The following is a 17,951-nucleotide window of genomic DNA, read 5'->3' on the forward strand; positions in this document are numbered from 1 at the left end:
TGTTTTTGTGGAGTATATTCTATAAAATGATTTCTTTTTGTGGATTGTAATCCACAAAAAACACAAACGATATTCTGATAATTGTTAAAAAGTTCAGGATCAGGGGAGAACGGCTGCCAGCTTATTTTCCAGGTCCATGCCGCGCAACCCCTCTGCGATAACTTTTCCCTGCGGATCAATCAATACGTTAAACGGAATACCGCCGAATTTGTACATGGGGACTACCGGTGAATCCCATTTTTTCAGATCGCTCACCTGGGTCCAGGCCAGTTTATCATTTTGGATGGCATTCTTCCAGGAATTGGCGTCGTCATCCAGCGAAACGCCTAAAACGGTAAATCCTTTGGCCTTATACTTATTGAAAACGGCTACCACGTTCGGATTTTCAGCGCGGCAGGGGCGGCACCAGCTGGCCCAGAAATCGACCAGCACGTATTGTCCCCTAAAGGAATTCAGTGCCACCGGTTTTCCGGAAACATCCGGCAGGGTAAAGTCGGGTGCCGGTTTTCCGATCCAGGTACGGTCTTCCGCGGCTTTCATTTCCTGCTGCAGGTTGATCTTTAATCCGGCAACGGCCACGTGGTTCGGGAATTTTTTGGTAACGTCATCAATAAGGGCCAGCACCTGTTTATTATCGAGCGGTTCTAGTCCCAGGGCCTGTCCGTTTGCCGTTGACTGGTAATATCCCAGCTCAAACATAGACAGGGCCGGGTTCACGCCTTTTTTGATCTCGCCCAGCGCATATGCCCGGAGCGCTGTGCCATCCTGCTTAATGGTTTGCATTAACGGTGCCAGGGTACTGTCGGCTACTTTTGTGGTACGCAGGCTGTCCAGTTTATGCGCATTATTAACCAACCGGATCATTTTATCATTAAAGGCCAGCATAAACTCCTTCATGGCCTGGCTTGCGGGAGAATTTTTTACATCGAACTTCTCAGGTAACTGGGGGTTGTGGGTGCTCATCGTAATGCTCAGGTCCACTGTTGCTTCGTCGTTGATGACGGATGCTACCGGAAAATCGAGCTGATCCAGCCGGATATTGTAAATGGCAGCTTCAAGCGCCTCGGTCTTTAATGTGAATTTCCCGTTCTGAATATCTGAAGAATCTACGATCACAGGTTGCATGGAAGCTACGGGCACTTCTTCCAGGTAGACTTTTTTGGCCTCGGTATTGGTAATGGCTCCGTTTACGGTAAAACTCTTTTTGTTGTCCTGTTTGCATCCTGCAAAAACGATCGCCAGGAATGCTATCGCGATGAGTTGTTTCATTATTTTGATTTTTCAAAAACAGACCTGTAAGGTTTGGGCCGACGCAAAACACCTTACAGGTCCTATGTGTTTATTGCAATTTTTTCAACAATATCTCGTTGGTCTTTTTCGGATCAGCCTTGCCTTTGGTTTGCTTCATCACCTCTCCAACAAACAATGCCAGCAATCCCTTTTTGCCTTTTTTGTATTCCGCTACTTTGGCGGCCAGTTTTTCCAGTACAGCATCGATCACCGGTTCCAGGTCTGCAGCATCCGATTGCTGGATCAGGTTGTTTTTTTCTGCCAGCGCCAGGGGCTGTTCTTCCGGGTGCTGTAACAGCAATTGAAATAACTTTGCGGAGGCGATGGAAAAACTCACTTTCCCGGAATCTACGCACTGGATCAGGGCTGCTACCTGTGCCGGTGTTAGCGGGAAGGCTTCTATTGGCTGGCTGTTTTCATTCAGCCAGGTCTTTACCGGTCCCTGCATCCAGTTGGAGGCTGCCTTATAATTTTTTGTATGCTGCAGGATGGTTTCAAAATAATCGGCGGTACCCCGTTCTTCGGTAATCACGTGCGCATCATATTCCGGTAGCTGGTATTCTGTCATATACTGCTGAATACGTTCGGCGGGCAGGGCCGGTATCATCCGGCGGATATCTTCAATGAACGCGTCCTCCAGGTCAAAGGGAGGCAGGTCCGGGTCGGCAAAATACCGGTAATCTTCGGCATCTTCCTTGTCGCGTATGGCAAAAGTAGTGCCATTGCCGGCATCAAAACTCCGTGTCTGCTGGCGGATGGGTTCTCCTGCTTCCAGCAGGCCCATTAAACGCTCTGCTTCAAAATCAATAGCCCGTTTTACATTGCGGATGGAGTTAAGGTTCTTTACTTCTACCTTGGTACCCAGCTTTTCAGTCCCCTTCAGACGAACGGAGATATTGGCGTCGCAACGCATGCTGCCCTCCTCCATATTACCATCGCATACCTCCAGGTAACGCACCAGTTTGCGCAATTCCGTTACATAGGCAAAAGCCTCTTCGCTGCTGCGCAGGTCAGGCTCCGTTACAATTTCAACAAGGGGAGTGCCTGCGCGGTTATAATCTACTGCTGTGTTATACGGATCTACATCATGGATGCTTTTTCCCGCATCTTCTTCCATGTGGATCCGGTTCAGACGAATGTCCCGGGTGCCGGAAGTTGTTTTAATGGTTACATGCCCGTTTTTGCAAATAGGGGTTGTGTGCTGCGATATCTGGTAGCCTTTCGGAAGATCGGGGTAAAAATAATTTTTACGGGCAAAATAGTTCTTTTGTTCAATTTCACACTGGCAGGCCAGTCCCAGTTTTACCGCGTATTCGATCGCTTTCCGGTTCATTTTGGGCAAACTGCCGGGATGCGCCAGGGTGATGGGACTTACATGGGTATTGGGTGCCGCACCAAATGCAATACTGTCTCCGCAAAAAAGTTTGCTTTCCGTCAGCAGCTGGGCATGCACTTCCAGGCCAATCACGATTTCATATTTTTCACTCCATTCCATGTGTTACCGTATCAATTGTTCAGGTCCGCGAAGATACGCAAGGAGATCGGTTTTACCGGCCATAAAAAAGCCGCCACGATTCAACCGGGGCGGCCTTTTAACCCTAAATCACGAAAACTTAAAAACTATCAGCATATAGATGCTATGCTACTGATATAACGCTTTTCGGGAAGAAAGGTTGAAAAAACTACAGATCAGCTGTCTTTATTCTTGCAGACTGGGTGACGGTCAGGGTTTGGCTTTTCCCGTTCCGGCTGATCCTGAACTCCAGAGATGCCTTCCGGGTACCGCGGATCGCCCTGGATGCCTGATCCGTATTGTTCACCTCCTGGTTGTTGATCTCCCGGATAATGTCTCCGCTTTTCAGGCCTGCTTTGTCGGCATCAGAACCTTTATCCACGTCCAGGATCTTGACACCCTCGCCTTTTTCCAGGTCCTGGATGCGGATACCGATCTTAGGCGCGTTGGATTCCATGGCAGGCGCACCATAAAATCTGAAGTTGCGGCTCCCGTTGCCCTGCTGGTTGGGCAGCTGGCGCATCAGGTCATTAAAATCAATATCCGGTACGGAAAAGGAGTTGCCGCCACCCTGGTTCAGGTCCATGGTATCCGGGGCCTTCCATTTGGTAAGTGTTGCCTGGGATGTATAGCTTTTGCCATCCCTTTTGTAGGCAATAGAAACCTTATCTCCGGGATTTTTGTCCTTTATGGCCGCTGAAAGTTCATCCGGTGCATCAATCTTTTTGCCGTCTACAGCAGTGATGATATCCCCCTCTTTAAGACCCGCCTTATCAGCGGCACTTTCTTCCGAAACGTTCACCACCGTTACACCGTCATCGGTTTTTTGGGTTACCACTCCCAGCATAGCCTTGTTGGGTGCCAACCCGCGCTCCCCATTCATATTAAAATTAAAAGAGCGCCCGCGATCCTGAAAGCCCTCCTCATTGTACACATCCAGGTCCTTGATCTTTTTTCTTTTGACCGTAATGTCGGCTTCTTTGTCGGCATCAACCCGCCTGCCGTTTACGGTAACTTTATCGCCATCGATCACGATGTTCATGGGACCATCGGTTGCTCCTTTTTTTGTAATGATGATCTGTTCTGCTTCCTTGTTTTGATTGCGGTTTTGCGCAAAACCCATTGTGGGCAGCAGCAACGCAAGAAGTACATAATGAGCCTTCATTTTTTTAATAATTTATGGAATTTACCCAGGTTTTAGAAATACGTTTCTTTTCGTAGATCAAAGTTAAGCGGTTTGAGAAATACGAAGATGTTCGGAAATGTTAAAGTTTATTGCCGCGCCGGTTGTTTTTGTTGTTCCGCAACGTTCGCTGCTGATCGGCCAGCATTTTCAGGTATCCCCAACATCCGAAGAAGAGTGCGACCGCAAATAACAGGCAGATGGCTATTACCCAAAAAGGTTGCTGTTTTTGACCCGCAAAATGGAGGTATACGGCATAACACAGCACGGAAAACATAAAGAGCATGGCCATCGGAATCAGGAACCAGGCAAGGAGCTGTCTGCCCACGGCTGCAAACCGCCGGGTATTGCGCCCCAGGGCGAAGGCAATGCCCCAGCTCATCAGGTAAAACATACCCGATACCATTACAAAACAACCGCCCACCGTTATCCATTCTAAAAAGCCGCCGGACCGCTCGCCCGTAATTCCCTGGTAAATCCGCTGTGATAAAAGGGGCAAAAAAACGAGCACAAACAAAAACAGAATAAAACAGATGGTAGCCACATATGCCACACCGGCGCATCCGGGTTTGGACTCCGGGTTGGTTCTTTTAAGAAATTTCAGGGCGATAAAAACGGATACAATCATTACGGCAATTAATGTCCAGCCAAAAGGCGTTAATTGCGCCAGGATCATTGAAGGCCCCATGGTTAGTCGGGTTTAAGTTTTTCCCCGCAATGACTGCAATATACAGCACCGGGTGTATGTCCGGCCGCATCGCAATGAGGGCATCGTTTTCCACGGTTCCTTTTTTCTTCCTGGATCACCGAGGCCGACATAATGCCGGTAGGAACGGCAATGATGGAATAGCCGAGGATCATGATAAAAGAGGCAATGACTTTTCCCACGGCGGTGATCGGGGCCACATCGCCATAGCCTACAGTGGTGATGGTTACGATGGCCCAGTAAATACTTTGGGGGATGGAGCGAAACCCGGGGTTATGCGGAAATTCGACCACATACATCATCGATCCCAGGAAGATGGCCAGCAGCACCACAAAAAAAAGGAATACCACAATTTTCCGGAACCCGCGGATCAGTGCAAACATCAGGATCCGGCTTTCATCCAGGAACTTTACCATCCGGAAGATGCGGAAGATCCGGAGCAGCCGGAAGCTGCGTACGATCATGAATACATGCCATTGCGGGTAGAAGAATTCCATATAGGAAGGCAAAATGGCCAGCAGGTCGATGATGCCGTAAAAACTGGCAGCATACCGTTTTGCGGAGCGGACACAATAGAGGCGCAGGAGGTATTCTACAGAGAATAGTACCAGGAAAACAGTGTCCAGTGTTTTAAAAAGCCGGGCATGCTGTATGGCAAGGGACTCAACACTTTCCAGCATCAACAGGTTAATATTGGATAGGATCAGTATAAAAAGCCCGATATCAAAGATTTTTCCGGCTGTGGTGGTGGCCTGGAAGATGGTGATATAGAGCCATTCCCGGAAGGTTCCTTTTTCGTCGGGCCGGTTCTGGTCCTGTACCACGTCGGGTCTGTCGGGGATGAGCCGGAATAAAGACATAGGTCAAATATAATAAATCGGCCTGTTTTTATGGCTGTCGGCAATACGGAACGGCCGGATCTATTTTTAAAATCTTTTTTTTGTCATGCCGAGTTTTTGATAGATGAACCTAATCAATGCGGAGATGACAACTGATCCCGAAAAATCGGAATATTTCAAGGTCGTGCTTCTTTCTTTTCCACTTTTCCAGTCGATGAAAAGCGGAGCAAAAATCTTGTCCGCCAGGAGGTGAATCCCGCCTGTTTGTTCTTCGCTGGGAGGCGGGACCAGGGAAACCGGCGCTTCAGGCTTTGGCGACGGGCCACACACTTTCCGCGCTATCCGCCGCCGCCATTCCGCTTGCGTTCCCTTTTCACTGCCCGGCAGACTGCTTTCTAAGAAAGAACACGTTCACCTTTTTGTTCCTCTTTCATCGAGCGGGTTCTGTCTACAATTACTCCGGAACGGAATGGTACCTACTGCAATCAGCAAGTTGCGTAGCGCCTCGTTTTACATCGCGGGTTATTTTATCGAAAAGCGATCATGGTGGTAAAAAAGCAGTGCAGTAAGTGTTGTTAAATAAGAGCCTGTTTAAAATTCATTCAATGGCTTTATTATGGCTGTTTTGGGCTGCAACTGCGTTAAATTTTTCGCCATAGTGGCCTACTATGCCTGCAAAATTTTCCTTGTTTCGCTCCAAAATAGCTTCATAATAAATTCCATCAATAAAATTTAAACAGGCTCTTAGTAGGCAGCAGGATCTTCAACCTACTACGTCGCAAAAGGAGTAAAGTTGCTTTTCGATCCGGGTGTGCAGTACGTGGCCGGCCAAACGGCGGAGCATTCGTTTGGCCTTGACTTTTGCTCCACTTTTTGTCAAGAAAAAGTGGAAGAAGAAAAAAAGAAGTATAATTGATTTTCAATGCATAATGCAATCTGTTATTGGCAATTGTTTCGGCATCTATGCATGAATTCCCAAGATCCTGATCCGCCGCGGCGGACAGGATGACCGTAAGCGTATTTTGTCATTGCCTCATCGATCTTGCTATGCAAATCAAAAACTCAGTATGACAAATGAAAGACTTCTGATATAGCCTCAACCTCCGCGTCTTCTGATCGATGCGGTTAATAAGGATTATTATATACGGTAAAAATCTGATATCACCGATCCGGATCAAAGCAACGCTTTCACCGCATGGATCACCTGATCCAGGTTGCCCGCTTCCTGTCCGCCCGCCGTGGCCAGGGTTTTTTGTCCGCCGCCACCGCCTTTGATGATGGGTGCTACCTGTTGTTTGATGATCTGCCCGGCATCCAGGCCTTTTGCGGCTATCACCGTGTCGGCAATGGCAATGGCTACGGAAGCCTTACCGCCGATATTGGCGCAAAGCACCACTACAAAATCGCGCAGATGGTTTTTCAGATCACCACAGAGCTTTTTCAATGCATCCGGGTTGCTCACTTCCACGATATCGCCGATAAAATTCACCTGGTTGATGATTTCATCTTTTTGCAGGAGACTGTTACGGATGCCCACCAGCTCTTTGGCTTCCAGTCGCTCCACTTTCTTTTCCAGTGCGGCCTTATCAGTGATTAATTTTTCAATTGCTTTTAAAGGATTAGCGGCTTTCAGCAATTCGCCCACCTGTTTGTATTCGGCTACTTTTTCACTCAGGTAACGGAAGGCTGCCGGACCGGTCAATGCTTCGATCCGGCGTACACCCGCTGCCACGGCGGATTCGGAAGTGACCAGGAGCAGGCCGATCATTCCGGTTTGCGGTACATGGGTGCCCCCGCAAAGCTCCACAGAGAAATTGGGGTCGATGGTCACCACGCGTACTGTATCTCCGTATTTTTCCCCAAAAAGCGCCATGGCGCCCAGTTTGAGGGCTTCGTCCTTGGGCATTTCTTTGATCACTACGGGAATGTTTGCCCGGATCTTTTCATTCACGATCATTTCCACCTGGCGGATCTCTTCATCGGTGATCTTGGCAAAATGCGATACATCAAAACGCAGTACATCGGGTGAAACCAGCGAACCTTTCTGGTTCACATGCGCCCCCAGCACCTGTTTCAATGCGGCATGCAGCAAGTGTGTGGCGGTATGATTATATGTAGTATTTAAACGCTTTTCAAAATCTACAATAGCCGTGGTTTCCCCGCTGATAGCAGCGGGCAGTTTATCTACAAACTGGATGATCAGTTCATTTTCTTTTTTGGTATCCGTAACGGGTACCACCTCATCGCCAAATTGCAGACTGCCGGTATCGCCCACCTGTCCGCCACTTTCCGCGTAGAACGGTGTGGTCTCCAGCACCAGCTGGTATTGTTCTTTATTCTTGGCTTTTACTTTGCGGTATTTGGTCACCCGGGTGGGCACATTCAGGTCTTCATAACCCACAAAAGTCACCGGTACTTCCCCGTGCACCAGCTGCCAGTCTTCCGTATCCACGGCTGTTGCGGCGCGACTGCGGTTTTTCTGTTGCTGCATCTCGGCCTCAAAACCCGCTTCATCAATGGTGATATTATTTTCCGAGGCGATGAGGCGCGTCAGGTCAATCGGGAAACCGTAAGTGTCGTAGAGCTCAAACGCGTCCTTACCGGCGATCGTTCCAGATTTTCCGCGAACGGGATTCATTAGTTCATCCATGCGTTTCAATCCTTTCTCCAGGGTGCGCAGAAAGGAATCCTCCTCTTCTTTGATGACCTTGGTTACAAATGCTTCCTGCTGTTTGAGTTCGGGGAAAACGTGTTCAAACTGGTTCGCAATCACGGCTACCAGCTGGTTCAGCAGGGGTTGTTTATAGTCTAAATAAGAATAATAATAGCGTACGGCACGGCGCAGGATCCGGCGGATCACGTAACCCGCTCCTGTACTGGCCGGCAGTTGCCCGTCGGCAATGGTAAAGCTGATGGCCCGGATATGATCCGAAAGCACCCGGAAGGCAATGGCTTCCCGGCTGTCGCTGAAATCATATTTTTTACCGGTGATCGTTTCAATGGCAGCGATGGTGCCGCTAAACACATCGGTATCGTAGTTGGATGTTTTGTTTTGTAAGACCCGTACCAGGCGCTCAAAGCCCATGCCGGTATCCACATGCCTGGCGGGCAGGGGCTGCAGGCTTCCGTCCTTCAGGCGGTTGAACTGGATGAACACATTGTTCCAGATCTCGATTACCTGCGGATGGTCGGCATTCACCAGGGTCTTGCCATCTACCAGCTGCCGCTCCTCATCCGGCCTGCAATCCACATGGATCTCAGAGCAAGGTCCGCAGGGACCGGTATCGCCCATTTCCCAGAAATTGTCCTTTTTCTTTCCCCGGATGATGCGGTCTTCGCTGATCCATTTTTTCCATTCCGTTGCGGCTTCGGCATCATAAGGCAGTCCTTCTTTTTCATCGCCCTCAAAAACGGAAACGTATAAACGGTCTTTTGGTATCTTAAATACTTCGGTCAGCAGTTCCCAGCTCCAGGCAATGGCCTCCGTCTTAAAATAGTCGCCAAAGCTCCAGTTGCCCAGCATTTCAAACATAGTGTGATGGTACGTGTCTACCCCCACTTCTTCCAGGTCGTTGTGCTTACCGCTCACGCGCAGGCATTTCTGGGTATCGGCTACCCGCGGAAACGGACTTTGTTTGTTCCCAAGGAAATAATCCTTAAACTGGTTCATCCCCGCATTGGTAAACATCAGGGTAGGATCATTCTTTACTACAATAGGAGCAGAGGGTACGATTTCATGCCCTTTACTTTTAAAAAAGTCTAAAAAAGCCTGCCGGATCTCGGTACTGGTCATCATATAAAATACACCGTAATTAAGGCGGTGGGCTGCAAATTTAGTTGAAAAAGGCTGATTTGCTGTAAAGACGAGGGCCACTGATAATAGACCGGCATCAAAATTATTTTTATAAATTGAATGCCGGTCACTTTTCGGTCAGTGTGGATACCATAGCCCTCAACATAATGGCAGGTCCATCGCATAAAATGTACGAGTAAGCCTTTGGGGTCAGAATGACCGGATCTTTTGATAGCAACCCGGAGCAGCGCGCCGCAAAGCATTGTAACAACAACTTCCAGGAACCTGCTCTTAGCTGCAGCGCGGCGGGAATCTATTGGTGCAGGCTTATATTACCGGTGCGCTGCACCTCAATTCCATCTTGTGTTCGTTGCTAACAACAGCATCGCTGCGCTGCAGCTTTTACCGTTGACCACTCTATTCTTAAAATCAACCGGACGGACGGCGATGGTGTCCGCACAAACCTGATAGCCATTCTAATAAGATGGATACCCGGTTATTATGAGGCACAGAAACACTGATTTTTTATTCTTATTTCCCGGTATCCATAGTAACGGGGAATAAGGACCAGAAGCCTAAAGGTATCAGCACTTCAGAGGCAAACAAGGGAGGCACAGAAACACAGGATTGTGTTTACAAACAAACCGAACGGGGGAGTTAAAGCCTGCATCAATCGTAAACTGTCGCTCAAATCTCCCCGCAACCGAAGCAAAGAATTCAGCGTTTCTGTGCATCAGTGGCTTTCCCCCAACAGGAAACCAAATGAATTCAGTGCTTCTGTTTCTCAGTGGCTTTCCCCTTATTTCCGCTTTCCCTCAAACGGGTAAAACGACAATCCCAATGACAACAGGAACTTCCTCGAGCGCAGGTCCCTGTTCTCATACACGGTTGGCGGGGCGTCTTCGTTGGATTTGGAGCTGAGCGGGTTGGTGGCAAAATTCATTCCTACATCAAACTTCATCCAGGAAACATTGGGAAACCCTGCCTGGAACAGCAGGCTGGGCTCAAAAAACACTTTACTTTTATTGGGCAGGGTGTTGTACCCTACGCGGGCCTGTTCATCCTCGGTATAATTGGTTTTAATATTGCTGTTGGTCATCAGTGAAAACTGTGGTGCCACAGACAGGCGGGCATTGTCGGAAAAAAAGAAATTAAAGGAAGGGGTAATATGGTATTTCACAAAGTTGTAGTCGTAATACCGGTTGCGTTCCGTTGGGCTCCCCTTGTCGGTGGATTTGGAAGAGCCAAAGCCCGCGCCGAAGATGCCGTTAAAATAGACCTTCTGCGATGCGCCCATTGCGGTATAAAAACCGGCGCCCACGTCGATCATGGAGCGGGTATAGTTGATCTTACTGGAGCCGTTGGCATCTAAAAGGTCATCATCATTAAAACGGTCCTTCTCAAACCGGCGCATACCGGCCACCTGGATCATAAAATGGTCGGTAACGGCAACGGCCGCCTGTACATCAAAGCCAAGATTTTTATCCATTTTATCCTTGCTGCTGCTGTCAGGATCCATATCGCTGAAAAGGTTATTGGGATTTGCCGCAAAGGCTCCACTCAGTTTCAAATCGCCCTGCTGTCGGAAGAAAGAAGCATTATAAACGGCCGGGTTATGAATATACCGGGGATTGGTGCTGCTGCAGGAAGCCAGGAAAAAGATCACACAAATGGCTGCAATCGGATAGAAAGGTATGCGCATGGTTTACATTTTATGGCTTAAAATTATGGGTTTTTAAACAATCGGGAGAAATGGCAGGTTTATCTATCTTTAGATCCTTAAAATACAACAATGGAACGGATACTGGGTGCCCGGAAAAGGATTGCGTTGGTAGCGCATGATCATAAAAAAGATGAATTACTGCACTGGGTGATGACGAATAAAGAAAAGCTGGCTGACCATAGGCTGTTTGCTACGGGAACAACCGGTACCCTCCTGGAGCAGGCCCTGCAATTGCCGATCCAAAAGCTGCTCAGCGGTCCGCTGGGCGGTGATCAGCAGATCGGGGCCATGATCGCCGAGGATAAGCTGGACATCCTGATCTTTTTCTGGGATCCGATGGAAGCCCAGCCCCACGACCCGGATGTAAAAGCCCTGCTGAGGTTATCGGCCACCTATAACCTGCCCGTAGCCTGCAACGCCGCCACCGCTGATTTTATGTTTGCAGCCCCGTTTATGACAGAAGAATACAAGGCGCTGCAAACGGATTATTCGATGTATTTGAAACGGAAATTGCCGGAGGGGGGTGGTGATTTATAGTTTTTGATTTATTGTTTATCGTTATGAGCACCATTTTAAAATTTGAAGATCTTGAAATCTGGCAGCAGGCGCGGATGCTGTCATTTGAAGTGTTTAAGGCAACGCAGAAGTCACCTTTTTCTTCCGATTTTCGATTTAGAGACCAGATAAAGGCAGCGGCAGGTTCTGCAATGGATAATATCGCAGAAGGATTTGAACGTTCATCAAGACTGGAGTTTATCCATTTCCTTGGAATAGCAAAGGGATCTTGCGGAGAAGTGAAATCACAACTATACCGGGCCCTGGATCAGAACTATATTTCAAATGATTTGTTTAGTGAAATGTATAACGGGTATACAAAATTAGCTTCGGGTATAGCCGCGTTTATCATCTACCTAAATAAAACCGAGGCGCGTGGTCTACGGTTTAAAGACAGGGCCGACAATAAACCATAAATAAAAAACAATAAATTCTCTCAATGCCGTTCAACTTAAATATCCCCTTCCCCCCCGCCGGTGATCAGCCGGAAGCCATCCGCCAGTTAACGGAGGGGCTCCTGGCAGGGGAACCTTATCAGACCTTGCTGGGCGTTACCGGTAGCGGTAAAACTTATACCATGGCCAATGTGATCCAGAATGTACAGCGGCCCACGCTTATCATCACCCATAACAAAACCCTGGTGGCCCAGCTGTACGGGGAGTTCCGGCAGTTTTTCCCGGATAATGCGGTGGAATATTTTGTGTCTTATTACGATTATTACCAGCCCGAGGCCTATATGCCGGTAAGTGATACCTATATTGAAAAAGACCTGGCCATTAACGAGGAGCTGGATAAGCTGCGCCTGCGGGCGACCACCAGTTTGCTCAGCGGCCGCCGGGACATCATCGTGGTGGCTTCTGTAAGCTGCATTTACGGTATGGGGAACCCCACCGATTATGAGAACGGGATCATCCGGATCGACAAGGGGCAAACCCTCTCCCGCCAGGGCTTTTTGCATGCGCTTGTCAATTCCCTGTATACCCGCACCACGCTGGACTTTACCCGGGGAAGTTTCAGGGTAAAAGGGGATACAGTAGACATCAACCTGCCCTACCTGGATTTTGGTTACCGGGTCACTTTTTTTGGAGATGAGATCGAACAGATCGAGAGCATCGATGTCAATACCGGTAAACGCATCGGCAAAATGGAGAATGCGGCCATCTTCCCGGCCAATCTCTATGTAGCCCCCAAGGATATGATCAACCAGGTGCTGTTTGAAATACAGGACGAGATGACCGCCCAGGTGGAATATTTTAAACAACAGAATAAGCTGATCGAAGCGCAGCGCCTGAAAGAGCGGGTGGAATATGATGTGGAGATGATCCGGGAGCTGGGTTATTGTAATGGCGTGGAAAACTACTCCCGCTTTTTTGACCGCCGCAACCCGGGTACAAGGCCCTTCTGTTTGCTGGATTATTTTCCTAAGGACTACATGACCATTATTGATGAAAGTCACCAGACCATGCCGCAGATCAGCGGGATGTATGGGGGCGACCGCAGCCGCAAGCTGATCCTGGTAGACTACGGGTTTCGCCTGCCTTCTGCCATGGATAACCGTCCGCTGAATTTTCATGAATTTGAGAACCTGCAGAACCAGATGGTCTTTGTTTCGGCCACACCGGATAAATACGAACTGGAAAAGACCGGCGGGGTGATCGTGGAACAGGTGGTGCGCCCCACGGGCCTGCTGGATCCGCCTATTGAAGTGCGGCCCAGCATCAACCAGATCGATGACCTGCTGGATGAAATTGACAAGACGGTTAAGAAAGGTGATCGGGTATTGGTTACCACCCTTACCAAGCGCATGGCCGAGGAAATGGACAAATACCTGCATCGCATCAATATTAAATCCAAGTACATTCACAGCGAGGTGGATACCCTGGACCGCGTAGAGATCCTGCGCCAGCTGCGCCTGGGTGAAATTGATGTACTGGTGGGGGTGAACCTTTTAAGAGAAGGCCTGGACCTTCCGGAAGTAAGCCTGGTAGCCATCCTGGATGCGGATAAGGAGGGCTTTTTAAGAAATGAGAAATCGCTGACGCAGACCGCAGGCCGCGCCGCGCGGAATGTGGATGGCCGCGTGATCTTTTATGCCGATGTAATGACCGGCAGTATGCAGCGCACCATTGATGAAACGATGCGCAGAAGGGAAAAGCAGATCGCTTACAATATCGAACACAATATTACTCCCCGCACCGTAAAAAAATCAAAGGAGCAGGTATTCAAACAAACCTCGGTACTGGATATTAAAGGTTTTGATGAAAAAGACAAATATGCCATAAGCTTCGACCAGGATATGATCACCGTGGCGGCGGAGGACCCGGCAGAATACAAGACCATTCCGCAGATGGAAAAGGCCGTGGCCAAAGTGAAGAAGGAAATGGAAAAAGCCGCCAAAGACCTCGACTTTATGGAAGCGGCACGGCTAAGGGATGAGATGTTCAAAATGCAGAAAGAGCTGGAGGAGATGAAGCGGTAGAAGGCTGATCCGGGGAACAGGCATTAAAACTTTTTTTGCTTAATTGGCCCGGCTTCAGCGCTTATGGCGGCGGTCTGGAGCCTGTCCCGCAAAAAGCGGGATCACTCACTTCAGCACTTCAATACAGGGCGGCAAAGGATCTTCCGGGACTGGGCGACTGACGAGGCAAGCAGTAATTGTTAACGCCTGAAAGCTGCTGATTAAGGCCATGTCCCCAAGGTCTCCCTGTACCCTCAACGAAGAACAGCAAGTGCCTGTTTAGCAGAAGGGGTCATCGGTCCGGCGGGCTCCGGAATTTATCCCGGGGGCAATAGGCGCCAAGTTCTGTGAAGTCTGTTCTCCGAGAGATAAGGACCTCACAGGCCGCCCGCACAACGAACCCTTCACCGGAGCATTTTTCTTATTTTACAACAGCAAAATATCCCGCCAGTATGCAGCTCATTTTATCCGGAGTTACTATTGACATCGAATTACACGCCATTCACATTCACAATGATGAACCGTTGTGGAAGTTGCTGAGCAAGGACCCGGAACAAAATACGGAGTTGCTGGTAGCAGGGATCTTGCAGGCATACGAAACACAATACCATCGCAAACTGGAAATTGCGCCCGGTTCCCTGGCCGTTGAAATATGGGGGCATGTATATATCGATCAGTTTGCGGACTATACTGCCCGGCTCACCGATCTGAACCTGGTAAAAAAACTCCTGTATCCCGTTCAAAAATATTGCGCGGTGATCGATTGCGGCGAAAAGGATCATGACACCAACCGCTGGTTCTGGGACCTGCTGGCACCGCTTAAAGCTACCATTGGTGGGTGGCTGCCGAAGGAGGCAAAGACCTGTTAGGATTGCTCCTGCGACGAATAAGGACCTAACGGGTCTGTTACTCCAGCACCTTTATCTCCGTGCGCCGGTTCAATTGATGCTGTTCTTCGCTACAGGGTACATCATTGCCGCAATCATTCAACAACCGGCTTTCTCCATAACCCTTTGCCTTAAGCCGGTCGGAAGCAATACCCCGGCTTACCAGGTAGCGCACCGCTGATTCCGCTCGTTTGCGCGAAAGGGTCATGTTGAATGCGTCGCCACCCCTGCTGTCGGTATGGGAAGAAAGTTCAATTTTAACGGTTGGATTTTCCTCCAGGGTTTTTACCAGGTTATCCAGCACCGCGGCGGCATCCGGGCGGATATCCCATTTATTATAATCGTAATAAATATCTTTTAAAACAATGGATGCGTCTTTCTTCAGTTCCATTACTTCCAGCGCCAGGTTTACATAAATTACCTCACTCCGGTTCAGCCCTTTGGTGGTTACTTTTTCCCGGTTGGAGAAATAGCCCTTATTCTGCGCGATAACATTATAATCCGTTTGCTGGTCCAGCTGGTAGTAAAACCGGCCAATGGAATCGGAGGTTTTCTGCTCAGCGTTGCCGCGGGTTATATTGGTCAATGAGGTCTGGATAAACGGAAGGGGCCCCATATCGGCTTTGTTGATCGTCTTGCCCGCCAGTGTAAACCGGATATCATTGTGGATCAGTTCCCGGTAAATGGTTGCAGGGGGCGCTGAAAAATCTGCCACCGCTACCATGGCTTCTGTGGTTTTGATCCCGTTCTTGATCCCGGTGATCTTATAATTGCCGGCTGCCAGTGCCCTTTGCACCGGTATGCTGCCATCTTCCCGGGTCATGGTTTCTACAATGGATTCATCGCCCTCCTTTTCAATTTTGATATTTACACCATCCAGCGGTTTACCCGTAGGTTTATCAATCACTTTTACTGCCAGGTTTTTATCTGCGGGTGGCTGCGCCTGTGGAATAACGGGTGGGTCATTGACGGGCACCGGCCGTTTTTTGCCCAGCCAGATCTTTACGCCCAGGCTGGCACTTAAAAAGCCCAGGTTCTTTTTTTCTGTATAAGACTGTGTAAAGGTATATTTATCGGAATAACGCAGATCCCGCTCTGAAGTGGCATCAGGTTTAAAGAGATTGATATTGCCGCTTACCGTACCATTGGATGATGCCTGACCTTTCATTTCCGGTGAAGGAAGATACCAGTAATCTATACCCGCTGACAAAGAGGCTTTAGGCGAAAAGAAAAATTCCAGGCTGGCGCCTCCACGGCCAAAGAACTGCATTTTATTTTTTTCTTTTACATCCGCAGGACTGGCTGCCCCGCTTGCTTTATAGGCATCAAAAAAGACCCCGGTCATGCCGTATTTTTCATAGCTGCCCTCAACATTAGTCGTCGCCGTACCCACCGTCGGGCTTGCAATTGCCGCCTCGTTAACAGGAGCACTTGATACAAGGGCATTGTTGTAACTGTAGCTGTAATGGTCAGGCGAAGCACCGTTTCCATTGAGGTAATAGTAGCCAAAACGGGTCATAGAGATCCCTCCCTGGGCATAGACGGAGCCCTGCAGTCTTTGCCGGCCAAACCAGAGACGCGGGCCGGTAAGGGCGTAGTAACTGTTAAAGTCCTTGCTCACCTTTACCTGCTGCGTACTTTCGGGAAATGTGAAATAATCACTTTTTGCCTGGCCGGAGTCCCGTGCATTCTGGAATTGGGCTGCGTTTCCCATACCATTCAGTACCCCCTGTGCCGAAGCCGAAAAGCGGCGTATATCCGGATGCTCCCTCTTAATATTCAGCATACCAACAGCCAGTTCCCATCCAAAAGCGTTCTTTCTCCATCCGCCGTTTACTTCGGCAAACATACCATTGCCCAGGTGATAAAGCGGGTTTTCCCAAAGCGCTTTGTTTTTGAAAAGGTAGCCTCCGCGCAGCCCGGCATAAAACCCCGTTTGATACAAAGGGTATCCCGGATCATCGGTGCTGGCAGTGCTGGTAACAACGTCATCTTGTGCAATAACCACCTGCATCGCAGTCAGCAGGCAGACAAAGGAAAGCAGTAAAGATCTTTTTTTCATGGTAGTTTGAATAATATAAAAATGGTTCTCGAAGCCAGATTTGCGGTAAATATAGATGAAAAGCCGCATGTATAAAAAACTGTGGTCAAAACATGGCGTTTATTACTCCCTCATTTTAGCGATAGGGGTACCCCGGCGAAAGGGCTAGTTTTACCCTGTTAATGATCAAACAACAGGTATATGAAAACAAAACTGGTATGGATACTGCTCTTGCTGGTGGCGCATAAAAGTGCTTCCGCCCAATGCGGGTATTATTTTTTTCAGAAAAATAAGACGATCACCATCGGGATCTTTAATAAAAAAGGAGCCCCCGATGGCAAAGTGGTATATAAAATTACGGAGGTAACGGCCGGTGGAGGCAGTAGTACCGCGGCATTGCGCTCGGAGGTATTTGACCGTAAAGACAAATCCCTGGCGGTTTCTTCCGGTACCGTTCAATGCAAGGGGGGTGTCCTGCTGATGGATATGAAAATGATGATGGCGCCGCAGCAGAGCGGACAATTGCAATCGACCGAGGCTAGTGCCAAAGGTATGTACCTGGAATATCCTTCGAGTATAAGCGCAGGACAGGACCTGGAAGACGGCAGTTTTGAGATGGATATGAAGATGGCCACAGGCATTCCGGCTTCTGTATCCCTGGATATTACCAACCGTCATGTGGAAGCAAAAGAAAAAGTGAGCACTCCTGCAGGTACCTGGGATGCGTATAAGATCACTTACCAGTCGAAAACGGTAATTAATATGGGATTTGGCATCCCTGTTAAGATGGAAATGACAGAATGGTTTGTACCTGGGTTCGGCGTGGTGCGTACGGAATCCAAATACGGCAAGACGGAATTAATTTCCATTGAATAAAAGTTCTCGCAGATTCCACAGATCGGCACAGATTTAAAATGTCAATAGTATCTGTGAAAATCTGCGCTATCTGTGAGCGATAAAAAA

General features: G+C 48.7%; 13 protein-coding genes. 5 read left to right on the forward strand and 8 right to left on the reverse strand.

The genetic code is table 11. The annotated features are described in order from the left end of the window. Positions 1-99: 99 nt before the first annotated feature. From BLS44_RS08925 to BLS44_RS08960, 7 genes are all read right to left on the reverse strand, one after another. Positions 100-1,269, reverse strand: coding sequence for a TlpA disulfide reductase family protein (locus BLS44_RS08925; protein ID WP_090389729.1), 1,170 nt, complete (start codon positions 1,267-1,269; stop codon positions 100-102). Positions 1,270-1,339: 70 nt separating this feature from the next. After that, positions 1,340-2,785, reverse strand: a complete 1,446-nt coding sequence (gene gatB / locus BLS44_RS08930; RefSeq protein ID WP_090389730.1) for an Asp-tRNA(Asn)/Glu-tRNA(Gln) amidotransferase subunit GatB — start codon at positions 2,783-2,785, stop codon at positions 1,340-1,342. A 187-nt stretch (positions 2,786-2,972) separates the two neighbouring features. Further along, positions 2,973-3,968: a PDZ domain-containing protein gene (locus BLS44_RS08935; protein ID WP_090389731.1), complete on the reverse strand. Its 996-nt coding sequence runs from the start codon at positions 3,966-3,968 to the stop codon at positions 2,973-2,975. 100 nt (positions 3,969-4,068) lie between these two features. Then, positions 4,069-4,674, reverse strand: a complete 606-nt coding sequence (locus BLS44_RS08940; RefSeq protein ID WP_090389732.1) for a hypothetical protein — start codon at positions 4,672-4,674, stop codon at positions 4,069-4,071. 2 nt (positions 4,675-4,676) lie between these two features. Further along, positions 4,677-5,552 (reverse strand): ion transporter, encoded by an 876-nt coding sequence (locus BLS44_RS08945; RefSeq protein ID WP_090389733.1) that lies wholly within the window; start codon positions 5,550-5,552, stop codon positions 4,677-4,679. Between the two features lie 1,153 nt (positions 5,553-6,705). Continuing rightward, positions 6,706-9,327 carry an alanine--tRNA ligase gene (alaS, locus tag BLS44_RS08950; RefSeq protein WP_218127718.1) on the reverse strand — a complete coding sequence of 874 codons (2,622 nt, stop codon included), beginning with the start codon at positions 9,325-9,327 and terminating at the stop codon, positions 6,706-6,708. A 796-nt stretch (positions 9,328-10,123) separates the two neighbouring features. After that, entirely contained in the window at positions 10,124-11,026 is a 903-nt protein-coding gene (locus BLS44_RS08960; RefSeq protein ID WP_090389736.1) for a hypothetical protein, read from the reverse strand. Positions 11,027-11,116: 90 nt separating this feature from the next. Between BLS44_RS08960 and BLS44_RS08965 the strand changes: the two genes are divergently transcribed. The 4 genes from BLS44_RS08965 (at position 11,117) to BLS44_RS08980 (ending at position 14,929) form a co-directional block, all read left to right on the forward strand. After that, positions 11,117-11,584 (forward strand): methylglyoxal synthase, encoded by a 468-nt coding sequence (locus tag BLS44_RS08965; protein ID WP_090389737.1) that lies wholly within the window; start codon positions 11,117-11,119, stop codon positions 11,582-11,584. Positions 11,585-11,607: 23 nt separating this feature from the next. Further along, positions 11,608-12,018 carry a four helix bundle protein gene (locus BLS44_RS08970; RefSeq protein ID WP_090389738.1) on the forward strand — a complete coding sequence of 137 codons (411 nt, stop codon included), beginning with the start codon at positions 11,608-11,610 and terminating at the stop codon, positions 12,016-12,018. Positions 12,019-12,041: 23 nt separating this feature from the next. Next, complete coding sequence (gene uvrB, locus BLS44_RS08975) at positions 12,042-14,081, forward strand: excinuclease ABC subunit UvrB (RefSeq protein WP_090389739.1); 2,040 nt, start codon at positions 12,042-12,044, stop codon at positions 14,079-14,081. A gap of 431 nt (positions 14,082-14,512) precedes the next feature. Next, entirely contained in the window at positions 14,513-14,929 is a 417-nt protein-coding gene (locus BLS44_RS08980) for a hypothetical protein (protein ID WP_090389740.1), read from the forward strand. Positions 14,930-14,966: 37 nt separating this feature from the next. On the opposite strand, the gene BLS44_RS08985 is transcribed toward BLS44_RS08980, so the two are convergent. Next, positions 14,967-17,009 (reverse strand): OmpA family protein, encoded by a 2,043-nt coding sequence (locus tag BLS44_RS08985; RefSeq protein ID WP_176954360.1) that lies wholly within the window; start codon positions 17,007-17,009, stop codon positions 14,967-14,969. Between the two features lie 180 nt (positions 17,010-17,189). Here BLS44_RS08985 and BLS44_RS08990 point away from each other — a divergent pair, with 180 nt between their 5' ends. After that, positions 17,190-17,864 carry a TapB family protein gene (locus BLS44_RS08990; protein WP_090389741.1) on the forward strand — a complete coding sequence of 225 codons (675 nt, stop codon included), beginning with the start codon at positions 17,190-17,192 and terminating at the stop codon, positions 17,862-17,864. The last annotated feature ends 87 nt before the right edge of the window (positions 17,865-17,951 follow it).

This window comes from Niabella drilacis (genome assembly GCF_900101395.1).
Lineage (GTDB): Bacteria > Bacteroidota > Bacteroidia > Chitinophagales > Chitinophagaceae > Niabella > Niabella drilacis.